At 65.7% G+C, this 13,989-nt stretch carries 14 protein-coding genes; 9 read left to right on the top strand and 5 right to left on the bottom strand.

The annotated features are described in order from the left end of the window. Positions 1 to 38: 38 nt before the first annotated feature. From NFW30_RS14865 to lgt, 3 genes are read right to left on the bottom strand one after another with little or no spacing between them, the layout of a single operon-like run. A complete protein-coding gene (locus NFW30_RS14865) occupies positions 39 to 512 on the bottom strand; it encodes a VOC family protein (protein ID WP_295357202.1) in 474 nt (157 codons plus the stop codon). Between the two features lie 50 nt (positions 513 to 562). Beyond that, the gene (locus NFW30_RS14860; protein ID WP_295357199.1) at positions 563 to 1,948 is read right to left on the bottom strand and encodes a malonyl-CoA decarboxylase; all 1,386 of its coding nucleotides are present in this window, start codon (positions 1,946 to 1,948) and stop codon (positions 563 to 565) included. Positions 1,949 to 1,985: 37 nt separating this feature from the next. Then, positions 1,986 to 2,783: a prolipoprotein diacylglyceryl transferase gene (gene lgt / locus NFW30_RS14855; RefSeq protein WP_295357198.1), complete on the bottom strand. Its 798-nt coding sequence runs from the start codon at positions 2,781 to 2,783 to the stop codon at positions 1,986 to 1,988. 83 nt (positions 2,784 to 2,866) lie between these two features. Here lgt and ilvD point away from each other — a divergent pair, with 83 nt between their 5' ends. The 7 genes from ilvD (at position 2,867) to NFW30_RS14820 (ending at position 10,293) form a co-directional block, all read left to right on the top strand. Beyond that, a complete protein-coding gene (ilvD, locus tag NFW30_RS14850) occupies positions 2,867 to 4,723 on the top strand; it encodes a dihydroxy-acid dehydratase (RefSeq protein WP_295357196.1) in 1,857 nt (618 codons plus the stop codon). A gap of 193 nt (positions 4,724 to 4,916) precedes the next feature. Next, on the top strand, positions 4,917 to 5,222 hold the full coding sequence (locus NFW30_RS14845; protein WP_287462656.1) for a c-type cytochrome: 306 nt from the start codon (positions 4,917 to 4,919) through the stop codon (positions 5,220 to 5,222). Positions 5,223 to 5,392: 170 nt separating this feature from the next. Further along, positions 5,393 to 6,625 (top strand): branched-chain amino acid ABC transporter substrate-binding protein, encoded by a 1,233-nt coding sequence (locus NFW30_RS14840; RefSeq protein ID WP_295357190.1) that lies wholly within the window; start codon positions 5,393 to 5,395, stop codon positions 6,623 to 6,625. Positions 6,626 to 6,794: 169 nt separating this feature from the next. Further along, complete coding sequence (locus NFW30_RS14835; protein WP_295357187.1) at positions 6,795 to 7,718, top strand: branched-chain amino acid ABC transporter permease; 924 nt, start codon at positions 6,795 to 6,797, stop codon at positions 7,716 to 7,718. Next, on the top strand, positions 7,715 to 8,791 hold the full coding sequence (locus NFW30_RS14830; RefSeq protein ID WP_295357186.1) for an ABC transporter ATP-binding protein: 1,077 nt from the start codon (positions 7,715 to 7,717) through the stop codon (positions 8,789 to 8,791). The genes NFW30_RS14835 and NFW30_RS14830 overlap by 4 nt, the downstream gene beginning before the upstream one ends. 2 nt (positions 8,792 to 8,793) lie before the next feature. Then, complete coding sequence (locus NFW30_RS14825; protein ID WP_295357183.1) at positions 8,794 to 9,564, top strand: ABC transporter ATP-binding protein; 771 nt, start codon at positions 8,794 to 8,796, stop codon at positions 9,562 to 9,564. Between the two features lie 24 nt (positions 9,565 to 9,588). Beyond that, on the top strand, positions 9,589 to 10,293 hold the full coding sequence (locus tag NFW30_RS14820) for an ABC transporter ATP-binding protein (RefSeq protein ID WP_295357247.1): 705 nt from the start codon (positions 9,589 to 9,591) through the stop codon (positions 10,291 to 10,293). 97 nt (positions 10,294 to 10,390) lie between these two features. Here the strand turns inward: NFW30_RS14820 and NFW30_RS14815 are convergent, their stop codons facing one another. Beyond that, positions 10,391 to 11,566: an HDOD domain-containing protein gene (locus NFW30_RS14815; protein WP_295357180.1), complete on the bottom strand. Its 1,176-nt coding sequence runs from the start codon at positions 11,564 to 11,566 to the stop codon at positions 10,391 to 10,393. Further along, on the bottom strand, positions 11,559 to 12,632 hold the full coding sequence (locus NFW30_RS14810; protein WP_295357177.1) for a CDP-6-deoxy-delta-3,4-glucoseen reductase: 1,074 nt from the start codon (positions 12,630 to 12,632) through the stop codon (positions 11,559 to 11,561). The genes NFW30_RS14815 and NFW30_RS14810 overlap by 8 nt, the downstream gene beginning before the upstream one ends. Positions 12,633 to 12,671: 39 nt before the next feature. Between NFW30_RS14810 and NFW30_RS14805 the strand changes: the two genes are divergently transcribed. Together NFW30_RS14805 and NFW30_RS14800 are read left to right on the top strand one after the other, a co-directional pair. Next, a complete protein-coding gene (locus tag NFW30_RS14805; protein WP_295357176.1) occupies positions 12,672 to 13,577 on the top strand; it encodes an NAD-dependent epimerase/dehydratase family protein in 906 nt (301 codons plus the stop codon). After that, positions 13,571 to 13,987, top strand: a complete 417-nt coding sequence (locus NFW30_RS14800) for a CopD family protein (RefSeq protein ID WP_295357174.1) — start codon at positions 13,571 to 13,573, stop codon at positions 13,985 to 13,987. Before NFW30_RS14805 ends, NFW30_RS14800 begins: the two co-directional genes overlap by 7 nt. Positions 13,988 to 13,989 lie beyond the last annotated feature (2 nt).

Here is a 13,989-nt window from a genome sequence, read left to right as displayed (position 1 = left end):
ACGGTCGCCCGTTGCCGCCGGCTGGCCGCGCGCCGCGCTCAGGCGATGCGGGCGAAGGCCTCGACGACTGCGGGTGGCGCCTGCACCAGCTCGATCAGCACGCCCTCACCGGCGATCGGGAATTCGGCACTGGCTTTCGGGTGCAGGAAAGTGATGTCGAAGCCGGCGGCACCCTTGCGGATTCCGCCCGGCGCGAAACGGACGCCGTTCGCCGTCAGCCACTCGACGGCTTTCGGCAGGTCGTCGATCCACAGGCCGACGTGATTGAGCGGCGTGGCGTGGACCGCCGGTTTCTTCTCCGGGTCGACCGGTTGCATCAGGTCGACTTCGACCTTGAACGGGCCCTTGCCCATGGCGGCGATGTCTTCATCGACGTTCTCGCGCTCGCTGACGAAGTTGCCGGTGATTTCGAGGCCGAGCATGTCGACCCAGAGCTGCCGGAGCTTCATCTTGTCGGGACCGCCGATGGCGATTTGCTGAATTCCGAGGACCTTGAACGGACGTTGGCTCATGTGCTGTACTTTCTCGAGAGGGGAACAGGGAACGCTCCGGCCGCGGGATCTCAGTCACGGGCAGAGCGCCGGATGGCTGCAGCGGCTGCAATCTCGCCGCTGCGCGAAAACGCTTCGACATTGGCTTCGATGGTATCAGGATCGTAGAGATAATTCACCATCAGGCCGTAGGACTGCTTGTGGCCGCGCGGCGAGGTGTCGGCCAGGTAGTTGAGGCGCTCGATGCGGGCGCCATTGCCCAGGTGGAAGCGGGCGACCGGGTCGTAGGGGCGGCCGCCCTTGGCCGTCGCCAGAAGATAGCGCGCCGCCAGGCGCAGCAGCCCGTGCTGCAGGGCGCGCGTCAGGCGCGGATCCTGACACCAGCGGCTGTCGGCGAGCAGGCTCTGCAGGTCGCTGGCGCCTGCCGGCGGCAGGGCGTCGGCCGGCAGGTGGCGTCCGATCCGTTCGAGGTCGGCAGCGCTGAACGCCTTTGCCCAGGCCTCGGGGTTCTTCTCGGCCCAGCGGCGGAAGGTCGGCAGCGGCGACAGCGTGGCGAAGCTGACCAGTCGCGGGTAGTCGCGCTTGAGGTCGTCGACCACCCGCTTGAGCAGGAAGTTGCCGAACGAGACGCCGCGCAGGCCGGCCTGCGTGTTCGAGATCGAGTAGAAGATCGCGGTCGTCGCGCGTTGCGCGTCGAACACCGGCGCGTGCTCGTCAAGCAGGGCCTGCACGTTGTCGGCCAGGCGATCGACGAGCGCCACCTCGACGAAGATCAGCGGCTCCATCGGCATGCGCGGATGGAAGAAGGCGTAGCAGCGGCGATCGGAATCGAGGCGGTTCTTGAGATCGCTCCACGAACGGATCTCATGCACCGCTTCGTACTCGATCAGTTTCTCGAGCAGGGCGGCCGGTGAGTTCCAGGTGATCCGCTGCAGCTCCAGAAAGCCGACGTCGAACCAGGCACCGAGCCGCGATTCGAGCTCGCGATCGAGCGAGCGCAGCGCCGGATCCTGCGGCGCATAGCGCAGCAGGTCGGCGCGCAGGTCGACGAGGAACTTGACGCCCTGCGGCAGGGCGTTGAACTGCGTCAGGATGCGCAGGCGCGTCGAGCGCATGGCATTGCGCAGCGCCGATTCGGCCGCCCATTGCTGATCGCTGCCGACGGCAGCCTGGTAACCGGCATGCGCCTCGGCGACGCGCTGCGGATCGGGCCCGAACTCAGTCGCGACGAGTCGCAGGAACGTGGCCCGTCCCTCGTCGTCGAGATGCTGATAGGCGCCGGCGAGACGGGCGGCGCGTTGCCTGGCCGAGATCTCGCCACCGATGCCGCTGGCGCACTCGTGCAGCAGCGCGCGCACCTGTACCAGCTGCTTGCCCGCGAGGCTGCGGGCGGCACCACCCTCCGCGAGCAGCGTGCGCACACGGCGTAGCCCGCGAACCACGATACCTTCTGCCATCTCATTCTCCTTGGCCGCGGCCCGGCAACGGGGCAGCTCAGGCGCGCTGGCGGCCCGCGGTGACGATCAACATGATGCCGGCAGCGATCATCGGCAGTGACAGCCACTGCCCCATGCTGACGGTGTGGGAAAAGCCGAAGATCCCGGCGTCCGGCGAGCGGAAATACTCGGCGAGCCAGCGCAGGATTCCATAACCGACGAGAAAGGCGCCCGAGACGGCGCCGCGTGGCCGCTCGCGGCCGGCGTACAGCCAGAGCACGACGAACAGCAGCAGGCCTTCGAGCCCAGCCTGATAGAGTTGCGATGGATGGCGCGGCAGTCCGTCCACAGCCGGGAAGACCATCGCCCAGGGCAGTGAAGGATCGGCTGCGCGGCCCCACAACTCGCCATTGATGAAGTTGCCGATGCGCCCGGCGGCGAGCCCGAGGGGCACCAGCGGCGCGATGAAGTCGGTGATTTCGAGCCAGTGGCGAGAGCTCTTGCGCGCGTACAGCGCCATCGCCAGCAGGACGCCCAGCAGACCGCCATGGAAGGACATGCCACCGCGCCAGATGGCCAGGATCTGCAGCGGCTCGGACAGGTAGTGAGCGGGCTCGTAGAAGAGGACCTGCCCGAGGCGGCCACCGACGATCACCCCGAGGACGCCGTAGAAGAGCAGGTCGTCAAGCTGGCGGACGGTCCAGCCCGCGCGGGCGAACTGCGGCTGCCGCGACAGGCGGTACTTGCCGAGCCACCAGAACTGGAGAAAGGCGACCAGGTACATCAGCCCGTACCAGTGCACACTCAGCGGGCCGAGCGAAACGGCGACTGGGTCGAACTGCGGATGGGTCAACACGGTGCCAACACCCCGAGGGCTTTCGGATAGAATCGGCATTATAGCCCGTCGCTTCAAGGCGGGTTCCCGAATGGAGATCAGCGATGCCGCACTATCGTTCCCGCACCTCGACGCACGGTCGCAACATGGCTGGCGCGCGCGCCCTCTGGCGTGCCACCGGCATGGTCGATGGCGACTTCGGAAAGCCGATCATCGCCGTCGTCAATTCCTTCACGCAGTTCGTCCCCGGGCACGTGCACCTCAAGGATCTCGGGCAACTGGTCGCGCGCGAGATCGAGGCCGCCGGCGGCGTGGCGAAGGAATTCAACACCATAGCGATCGACGACGGCATCGCCATGGGGCACGACGGCATGCTCTATTCCCTGCCCTCGCGTGACCTCATCGCCGATTCGGTCGAGTACATGGTCAATGCCCACTGTGCCGACGCCATGGTGTGCATCTCGAACTGCGACAAGATCACTCCCGGCATGCTGATGGCGGCGATGCGCGTGAACATCCCGACGATCTTCGTCTCCGGTGGCCCGATGGAGGCCGGCAAGGTACGGTGGGGCGGCAAGGTGGTGGCGATCGACCTCGTCGACGCGATGGTCAAGGGCGGCGACAGCAACTGCTCCGACGCCGAGGTCGAGGCCTTCGAGCGTTCGGCGTGCCCGACCTGCGGCTCCTGCTCCGGCATGTTCACCGCCAACTCGATGAACTGCCTCACCGAAGCGCTCGGTTTTTCGTTGCCCGGCAACGGCAGCCTGCTGGCCACGCACGCCGATCGTCGCGGACTGTTCCTCGAAGCCGGCCGCCGGATCGTCGATCTCTGCCGCCGGTACTACGAGCGCGACGACCTTGCTGTCCTGCCCCGTTCGATCGGCAGCCTGGCTGCCTTCGAGAACGCGATGGCGCTCGACGTGTCGATGGGTGGCTCGACCAACACCGTGCTGCACATTCTTGCTGCAGCGCAGGAAGGGGGCGTCGATTTCACGATGGCCGACATCGACCGCATCTCGCGCCGGGTGCCGTGTCTGGCGAAGGTCGCTCCGGCGACGCCCGACTACCACATGGAGGACGTGCACCGCGCCGGCGGCATCTTCGCGATTCTCGGCGAGCTCGACCGGGCAGGACTGATCCATCGCGACGTGCCGACCGTACATGCGGCGACGCTGGGCGAAGCGATCGACCGCTGGGACGTACTGCGCGCGCAGGATGCGGCGGTCAGCGAGTTCTATCGCGCCGCACCCGGAGGCATTCCGACGCAGACCGCGTTCTCGCAGGGCCGTCGTTACCCGGACCTCGACCTCGACCGCGCCGCTGGCTGCATCCGCAACCGCGCGCATGCCTACTCGCAGGATGGCGGCTTGGCGGTGCTCTACGGCAACATCGCCGGTGACGGCTGCATCGTCAAGACGGCCGGTGTCGATGAGGCGATCTGGGTGTTCAGCGGGCGGGCGCGGGTCTTCGAAAGCCAGGACGACGCGGTGCAGGCGATCCTTGGTGACGAGGTGCGTGCCGGCGAGGTGGTGGTGATTCGCTACGAAGGGCCAAAGGGCGGTCCGGGGATGCAGGAGATGCTCTACCCCACCTCCTACCTCAAGTCGAAGGGGCTGGGCAAGGCCTGTGCGCTGCTGACCGATGGACGCTTCTCCGGCGGCACGTCGGGCCTGTCGATCGGCCATGTCTCGCCCGAGGCCGCCGAAGGCGGGGCGATCGGCCTCGTCGAAGAGGGCGACTTGATCGAGATCGACATTCCCGGTCGGCGCATCCATCTTTCCGTCAGCGATGGCGAACTGGCGCGGCGGCGGGCGGCAATGGATGCGCGCGGCGATTCCGCCTGGCAACCGGCGGGCGAGCGCGCGCGCGCCGTTTCGCGGGCCCTGCAGGCGTACGCACTGATGGCGACGTCGGCCGCCACCGGCGCCGTACGCGATCTCGGCCGGTTGCGCGGCGCCTGACGACGCGCCGTCTTCGCCACGCTCGACCGTAGCGGCGGGGTCAACGCCAGACGGCCCGCTGCGTTGAACCGTGCAGGTTCGACGCGCGCCGTTAGCGCATCGCGGCCTCGACCGGCTCGCGATGCTTTGCAAGCGGGCCAAACTGAAATACTATCGCGGCGTTTCAATCCCTTTACCTGAACGGAGTGTGAGCATGAAAGCGATCTACGCGTGCCTGCTGGCGGCTGCCGGCGTGATGTCTGCGGGTGCTGTCCAGGCTGATGAGGCCCTGGCCAAGTCGAAGAACTGCCTGTCTTGTCACGCGGTGGACAAGAAGGTCGTTGGTCCGGCGTACAAGGATGTGGCCAAGAAGTACACGGCCAAGGATGAAGCCATGCTCGCCGAGAAGGTGATCAAGGGCGGCAAGGGTGTTTGGGGTCCCGTGCCGATGCCGCCGAATCCCTCCGTCACCCCCGACGAGGCGAACAAGCTCGTCAAGTGGATTCTCAGCCAGAAGTGAGGGCTGAGGCAGCAGAAAGACCGGCCGGGTGCCGGTTTTTCGTTTCTGCGACATCGATGACGGGTGAAACGGCGTTTGCGAGTGCCATATGCTGGTTGACAAGTTCCTGATGGGCTTGGACAATCGCGCGTTCGCTGGCCCCGTAAGAAGACAATACTGGAGATGAACCCATGAAACATGCACACATTCCTGGCGTACTGATGGCCCTGGCCGCCTCGGTGGCGATGATCGGCTGCGGGAAGAAGGAGGAACCCAAGGCTGCTGCACCGGCGCCGGCACCGGCCGCTGCGCCGGCACCGGCGCCGAAGCCGGAGGTGGTCGTGAAGATCGGCCACGTCGCGCCGCTGACCGGACCGATCGCCCACCTCGGCAAGGACAACGAGAACGGCGCCCGTCTCGCCGTCGACGACGCCAACGCCAAGAAGCTGGAGATCGACGGCAAGATCGTCAAGTTCGAGCTGCTCGGCGAGGATGACCAGGCCGATCCAAAGACCGGCACCGTGGTGGCACAGAAGCTGGTCGACGCAAAGGTCGCCGGAGTCGTCGGCCACCTCAACTCGGGCACGACGATCCCGGCTTCGGCGATCTACAACCAGGCGGGTCTGCCGCAGATCTCGCCCTCGGCGACCAATCCGAAGTATACGCAGCAGGGCTTCAACACGACCTTCCGCGTCATGGCCAACGACATCCAGCAGGGTTCCGTGGTGGGCACCTACGCTGTCAAGGACATGGGCGCGAAGAAGGTGGCGATCATCGACGACCGTACCGCCTATGGCCAGGGTCTTGCCGACGAGGTCGAGAAGGCTGCCAAGGCCGCGGGCGCCACCATCGTCGCGCGCGAGTTCACCACCGACAAGGCGACCGATTTCAAGGCAATCCTGACCAAGATCAAGGCCAAGAATCCCGACGTGATCTTCCTGGGTGGCATGGACGCGGTCGGTGGTCCGATGCTGAAGCAGATCAAGGAACTCGGCATCAAGGCGAAGTTCACCACCGGTGACGGTGGTTGCTCGCCGGAACTGATCAAGCTCGCGGGTGCCGCCTCGGAAGGCGTCATCTGCACGCAAGCTGGTCTGCCGGTCGACAAGCTGCCGAACGGCCAGAAGTTCGTCGAGGACTTCACCAAGAAGTACGGCCAGATCCAGATCTATTCGCCGTACAGCTACGACGCCGTGATGGTGCTGGTCGATGCGATGAAGCGTGCCAATTCGGTCGATCCGGTCAAGTATCTGCCGGAAGTCGGCAAGACCGCCTACGACGGAGTCACCGGCAAGATCGAGTTCGACGACAAGGGCGACATCAAGAACGGTGCGATCACCGTATTCGTGATCCAGGACGGCAAGCTCGTCACCCTCAAGTCCGAGGGTGGCACTGCGGCGGCCGCTCCAGAAGCCAAGAAGTAAGGCTCGCCGGGCAACCGGCGGCGAGGGAATGGCGGGAGCCATTCCCTCGGTCTGGCCGTGTCCGCCGTCTTCCTTCGGTTTCCCGGATCAGTCCCCGGTCTTCGGGCAACAGCTCCATGAGTCGGATACCCTGGTTCGCCCAAAGCGCTTCGTTGCGGAAAGCCTGACCATGGACACTCTCCTGCAGCAACTCGTCAACGGCCTCACGCTCGGCGCCGTCTATGCGCTCGTCGCGCTCGGCTACACGATGGTCTATGGCATCATCGGCCTGATCAACTTTGCCCACGGTGAAGTGGTGATGATCGGCACCATGGTCGCGTTCACCGTCATCGTCTCGCTTGCCGGCAGCGGCATGCCGCCGCTGCTGATCCTCACCATTGGTCTGCTGATCGCAGTCGTCGCGTGCATGGTCCTGGGCTGGGGTCTCGAGCGCGTCGCCTATCGACCGCTGCGCCACGCACCGCGACTAACGCCGCTGATCACGGCAATCGGCATGTCGATCGTCCTGCAGAACGTGGCGATGATCATCTGGGGCCGTAACTACATCACCTTTCCGCCGATGATCGACAAGCGGATCTACGAGGTCGGTGGCGCCAGTTTCACCAACGTGCAGGTGGCGATCGTCGTTCTCGCCGCGCTGGTGATGATCGGACTGACCTACCTCGTGCAGCGTACCCGCATGGGCATGGCGATGCGGGCGACGGCGCAGAACCAGCATGTCGCGCTGCTGATGGGGGTCGACATCGATCGCGTGATCGCCATGGCTTTCATCATCGGCTCCGCTCTCGGAGCACTGGCCGGCTGCATGGTCGGGTCATACTACGAGATCGCGCATTACCAGATGGGTTTCATGCTCGGCCTGAAGGCCTTCACCGCGGCCGTACTCGGCGGCATCGGCAACATGGCGGGTGCCATGGCCGGCGGCCTGCTGCTGGGAATCATCGAGGCGCTGGGTGCCGGCTACATCGGTGACCTCACGGGCAACTTCCTCGGGAGCCACTATCAGGACATCTTCGCCTTCATGGTGCTCATCATCGTACTGATGTTCCGTCCGTCCGGATTGTTCGGCGAGCGTACCGGAGACCGGGCATGACCGGCGAGTCGAGACGCAGTCCGCGCGGGCTGCGGCAGTGGCTGGGGTTGCTGCTGCTCGTCGGTGTCCTGCTGGCGGTGCCCTTTGTCGCCGCTCTCGGTGGCCAGGCGTGGGTCCGCATCGCCAACTTCGCGATTCTCTATGTCTTCCTCGCGCTCGGCCTCAACATCGTCGTCGGCTACGCCGGTCTTCTGGACCTCGGTTACGTCGCCTTCTACGCGGTCGGGGCCTATTGCTATGCGCTGCTGGCGTCGCCACATTTTGGCATCCACCTGCCGTTCTGGGTGATCCTGCCTTTCGGCGCGGCGCTGGCCTGTCTCTTCGGCGTCCTTCTGGGCGCGCCAACGCTGAAGTTGCGCGGCGACTATCTGGCCATCGTCACCCTCGGTTTCGGCGAGATCATCCGCATCTTCATGAACAACCTCAACGCGCCGATCAACATCACGAACGGTGCGCAGGGGATCACGCTGATCGACCCGATCCGCATCGGCGAATTCTCTTTTGCCAAGACCAGTACGCTGTTCGGAATTTCCCTTTCCGGTCCGCAGAAGTACTACTTCCTGCTCGTCGCGCTGGCGGCGCTCGTCATCGTCATCAACATCCGCCTGCAGAATTCGCGCATCGGCAGGGCCTGGCAGGCAATTCGCGAGGATGAGGTGGCGGCCAAGGCGTGCGGCATCAACACGCGCAACATCAAGTTGCTGGCCTTCGCCATGGGGGCCTCTTTCGGCGGCATCGCCGGAGGAGTGTTTGCTGCCATGCAGGGGTTCGTCAGTCCCGAGAGCTTCTCGTTGATGGAGTCGATCACGATCCTGGCAATGGTGGTTCTCGGCGGCATGGGGCACATTCCGGGCGTGATTCTCGGCGCGGTCCTGCTGACCGGGCTGCCAGAGGCCTTGCGCTACGGCATCGAGCCGGTGCAGAAAGCCGTCTTCGGGCGCATGATCATCGATCCCGAAAGCCTGCGGATGCTCGTCTTCGGTCTGGCACTGGTGCTCGTGATGCGTTTCCGCCCCGCGGGTTTGTGGCCGTCGTCGCTGCGCCGTCGGGAACTGAGCGAGGTGACGGACTGAGCATGGCGGAGCAGCGGCAGATTCTTCTCGCGGCACACGGGGTCGCCAAACACTTCGGCGGCGTCAAGGCGCTGCACGACGTTTCCCTGACCATCCATCGGGGCGAGATCTACGGCCTGATCGGACCGAATGGCGCCGGCAAGACAACCTTTTTCAATTGCCTTACAGGTCTCTACACGAACGAGAGCGGCCACTTCGTCTTCGACGGCGTGAGGCTCGCCGCCGATGCCCCGCACAAGGCCGCCGCGGTCGGTATCGCGCGGACGTTCCAGAACATCCGGCTGTTCGGCAACATGACGGCGATCGAGAATGTCATGGTCGGGCGCCACCTGCGCACCAGCGCCGGCGTCTTCGGCGCAATCAGCCGAAACCCGGCGACGCGTGCCGAAGAGGCGGCGATCGCGCGCCGCGCGGACGAGCTGCTGCACTACGTCGGGATCCAGGAGCGGGCGCATGATTATGCGCGGCACCTGTCGTACGGCGACCAGAGGCGGCTCGAGATAGCTCGTGCGCTGGCCACGGAACCCAAGCTGCTGGCGCTCGACGAGCCGGCGGCGGGGATGAACGGCACCGAAACCGAGGCTCTGCGCGTGCTGGTTGAGGGAATCCGCCGCGATGGCGTGACGGTGCTGCTCATCGAGCATGATGTCAAGCTGGTGATGGGACTGTGTGACCGGGTTGCGGTCCTTGATTACGGCGAGAAGATCTGCGAGGACGTGCCGGCGGTGGTGCAGAAGGATCCGCGCGTCATCGAGGCCTACCTCGGTGGTTAGGCGACGCGAAGGAAACGGATGAACATGCTGGAAGTCAACGGCTTGCGTGTCTCCTATGGCGGCATCCAGGCGGTTCGTGGCATCAGCTTCCACGTCAGCGAGGGCGAGATGGTGGCCCTCATCGGTGCCAATGGTGCCGGCAAGAGCAGCACGTTGCGGGCTCTGGCGCGCCTGCTCGAGCCCGCCGGCGGCAACGTGCGCTACCGTGGCAAGGAACTCCTGCAGGTGCCGCCGCATTGCCTGGTCACCGAGGGCATTGCCCTGGTGCCGGAGGGCAGGGGGGTTTTCCCGCGCATGACGACGCTCGAAAACCTTTACATGGGCGCCTACGCGCGCAACGACAAGACCGCGGTCGCGCGTGATCTCGAACATGTGCTTGGCCTCTTCCCGCGCCTCAAGGAGCGGGCGCAGCAGGTTGCGGGAACGCTCTCGGGTGGCGAACAGCAGATGCTGGCGATCGGTCGCGCACTGATGAGCAAGCCGCGCCTGCTGTTGCTCGACGAGCCGTCGATGGGGCTCGCGCCGATCATGGTGCAGAAGATTTTCGAGGTGATCCGTACCGTTGCCAGCGAGGGCATGACGATCCTGCTCATCGAGCAGAACGCCAAGCTGGCGCTGGAGGTGAGTCAGCGCGGCTACGTCATGGAAAGTGGCGAGATCACGGTGACTGACGACTCCACCCGTCTGCTGGCCGACCCGAAGGTGCGCGCCGCGTACCTGGGGGAATGACCGGCAAGCATGGCTGGTTGCCGGAAGTGTTCCGGCGATCGGCCCACCCACGTCATCGGCTGGCGTCGGCTGTCCCCTCGGGGGGGGGCCGGCGCGTTCAGAACTCCATTGCGTCGGCGAATGCGAGTGCCTGCAGTTGCGCGCTGTTGAACTGTGTCGCGGTCAGCCCGAGCATTGCCGACTGCTCGGCGATGGCAGGTCCGTCACCGGCTTCGCTGGCCAGTGCCAGGTCGAGAAAGGCCTGGTAGCGCCCGCCGTTGCCGAGCAGCGCGTCGGTGATCGGTTCCGGCAAGCGCATCGCTTCGAGGATCTGCTCCATGGTCAGACCGAGCAGCGCGTCGAGCAGGGAGAATGCACCGGTGATGAACAGGTTGTCGTATTCGGACTTGTCGACCAGGCCGGCGGCCAGCAACTCGATCAGGCGAGCCCTGACCAGCGAAGTGTGCATCAGCGCCGGGGCCAGCGGATCCTTGCTGGCAGTCGCGAGCAGCAGCGACAGCCAGCGATTGAGCTTGTCGTAGCCGAGCATCGTCACCGCATGGCGAAACGACTGGATCTCGCAGGACAGGCCGAAGCCCGCCGAGTTGATGTAGCGCAACAGCCTGTAGGAGATCGCCACATCCTGCTTCAGCGCCGCCTCGACCTCCCGCATCTCGGCATTGTTCCGCACCAGATTGACGAGGCGCATGATGTTTGCCTGGCTGGCGCTGAGTGTCTTGGCCGGGACGCCGCTGGGCGTGGTGAAAAACCAGCCGGCAGCGGCCGTCATGCCGGCGTCCATGCTGGCGCGAAAGTCGGCCGTCGTTGGCACCTTGAAGGCGATGCCCATGCCGTGGCTCCTGGTGCGCGCGGCGAGGAGCTTGAGCTGGGCGCTGTTCAGACGTTCCGTGTCGAAGCCGATGAAGCGGCATTGCAGTCCGAGCGACAGCGCCTGCGCCGCCTGCGGATCGAAATGCAGGCAGATCGTCGGTTGCCAGGTCTGGATGGCGGCGATCAGATCCGGGCCGTGCTCGCCGAGCAGGCATGTCGCGGGCAGCTCGATCGTCGCGTTTTCGGGTGCCGACCAGTCGAGGAGGCGAGCATCGATGGCGGCTGCCGGGCAACTGACGAAGAGTGGCTTGCCGCCCATGGGCCAGACGCTGGCGAGAGAGTCGAGCGCCATCACGGCGGCCGGCATGCCGCCGTCGGCGGGGAGATGGAGCATCAGGCGGGTGGCGATGATCCGGCTCTGCCGGTTGACCAGCGGCTGGCGCGATATGAAGACCTCAGTCATGCGGTGTTCCGTTCATCTCCGGCGCCGGGCCGGTGGCGATGGCCAGTTGCGTATCGGCCGCGTATTCGAAGGAGTCGGCGAAGAATTCGTCGGTCGGCAACCGGCAGTGGGCAAGAAAGTCCGTGCGGGCGGCAGCAACCATGGCCGGAGCGCCGCAGACATAGGCCTGGTGTTGCGACAGGTCCGGGTGGTCCTGCATCGCTGCCGCATGCACCAGACCGGTGCGGCCATGCCAGCGGTCGGCAGGCGGCGACTCCGAAAGGACCGGGACGAAGCGAATCCAGGGATGCTCCGCTGCCCATTGCTGCGCAAGTTGCAGAAGGTAGAGGTCGGCTCGCTGGCGCGCACCCCAGTAGATGTCCATCGGTCGCGTGCTGCGTTGCGCCAGCGCATGTTCGACGATCGCCTTGATCGGCGCGAAGCCGGTGCCACCAGCGACCAGGAGCATCGGCCGCGGCGAGTCGTCGCGCAGAAAGAAGCTGCCCAATGGACCTCGCAAGCGCAGGAGGTCGCGCTCGCGCATGTTGCTGAAGACGTGTTCGGTGAACCGGCCACCCGCCACGCGGCGGACATGCAACTGCAGGACGCTGTCGTCGTGCGGTGCATTGGCGAGCGAGAATGAGCGCCGCTTGCCGTCCTTGAGCAGGATGTCGACGTACTGGCCGGCGAGAAACTGCAGCCGCTCGCTGCTCGGCAGGCGCAGTTCGACGATCATCACTTCGGGCGCGACGTGCCGCAGCCGGTGCACGCGCGCCGGCAGGGTGCGGATGGGTATGTCGGCGAGCGCCCTCACTTCCGCGGTCTCGATGCAGAGGTCTGTCCTTGCCGTCGCGCAACAGAGTAGCGCGAACCCGGCCAGACGGTCGCTTTCGCCGAGAACGGCGGTCGACGCGTTGCCGTGGTCCACCTCACCGCTCAGGACGCGGCCGCGGCAGCTGCCGCAGACACCGTCGCGGCAGCCGTAGGGAAGGTTCAGCCCTTGCCGGAGTGCAGCGGCGAGGATGCTTTCGTCGGCAGCGACGGAGAAGGCATGTCCGCTCGGCTTGACAACCACCTGATGATCCATTGTTTCTCCGTGCGGGTCCCGATCCGGTAGAATCATGTGGTGCGAAGACTCTTGATCGTTGGTTGCGGTGACGTGGCGCGTCGCATGCTCCCCCACCTGCTCGGCCATTACCACGTCCTGGCGCTGGTACGGGATCGCGAGCAGTGCGCTTTCTGGCGAGAACACGGCGCCAGACCGGTCGTCGCCGACCTCGATCAGCCACGAAGCCTGCAGCGACTCGCCGGCCTGGCCGATGTCGTGGTCCATCTGGCGCCGCCACCGGCACCTGCCGGCGAGCGCCAGGATGGCGCCAGCCGCGACCCCCGGACCCGCTGGCTGCTGGCAGCTCTGGCTCGGGGGAGGAGTCTACCACAGCGAATCGTCTATATAAGCACCACCGGTGTCTACGGCGACTGTGCCGGGGAGTTGGTAGACGAGACGCGGCGCCTGCGACCGACCACCAGCCGCGCTCGCCGCCGGCTGGATGCCGAGCGGCGCTTGCGCCTTCTTGGCCGGCTCGGCGTCGTCGTCAGCATCCTGCGGGCACCCGGCATCTACGCCGCCGACCGTCTGCCGATCGAGCGGCTGCGCAGGGGCAGCCCGGCGCTGTGCGATGCCGACGATGTGTATACCAACCACATCCACGCCGAGGATCTGGCGCTGCTGGCCTGTGCCGCTCTGCGTTACGGACGGAGCAACCGGGCATACAACGCGAGCGACGATTCGCGCATCAAGATGGGCGAATACTTCGACCTGGTCGCCGAACACTTGGGGTTGCCGAAGGTCCCGCGCGTGTCGCGGTGCGAGGCGGAAGAACTGCTGTCGCCGCTGCAGTTGTCGTTCATGAGTGAGTCACGCCGCCTGCTGAACCGGCGTGCCCGGGAGGAACTGCAGGCTCGCCTGCGCTATCCGCAGGTGGCTGATGGCGTTGCGGCGGCGGCGAGAGAGAGGAACGCTCGATGTTGACGGTCAAGGTGCTGCATCTGTGGATGGTGGTGAGCTGGTTCGCGGGGCTGTTCTACCTGCCGCGAATCTTCGTGAACCTGGCGATGGTGCCATCGGGCAGCGAGGCCGAGCGGCAGAGACTGCTGCTGATGGCCGGCAAGCTGTATCGCTTCATGACGCCGATCGGCGTGCTGGCGATCGCACTGGGTCTCTGGCTGTGGTTCGGCTTTGGCTTCGGCGGCGGCTGGCTGCACGCGAAGACGGCGCTGGTGCTGTTGCTGGTCGCCTATCATGCGTACTGCGGGCGCCTGCTGCACGACTTCGCGGCCGGGCTCAATCGGCACGGGCACGTCTGGTATCGCTGGTTCAACGAGTTGCCGGTACTGTTGCTGCTGGCGGCAACCTACCTCGCCGTGGTCAAGCCTTTCTAGCC

The sequence above is a fragment of the Accumulibacter sp. genome, assembly GCF_023806635.1.
Classification (GTDB): Bacteria; Pseudomonadota; Gammaproteobacteria; order Burkholderiales; family Rhodocyclaceae; genus Accumulibacter.
Note: the sequence above shows the minus strand (reverse complement) of the source record. Positions and strands in the feature narration are given on the sequence as shown.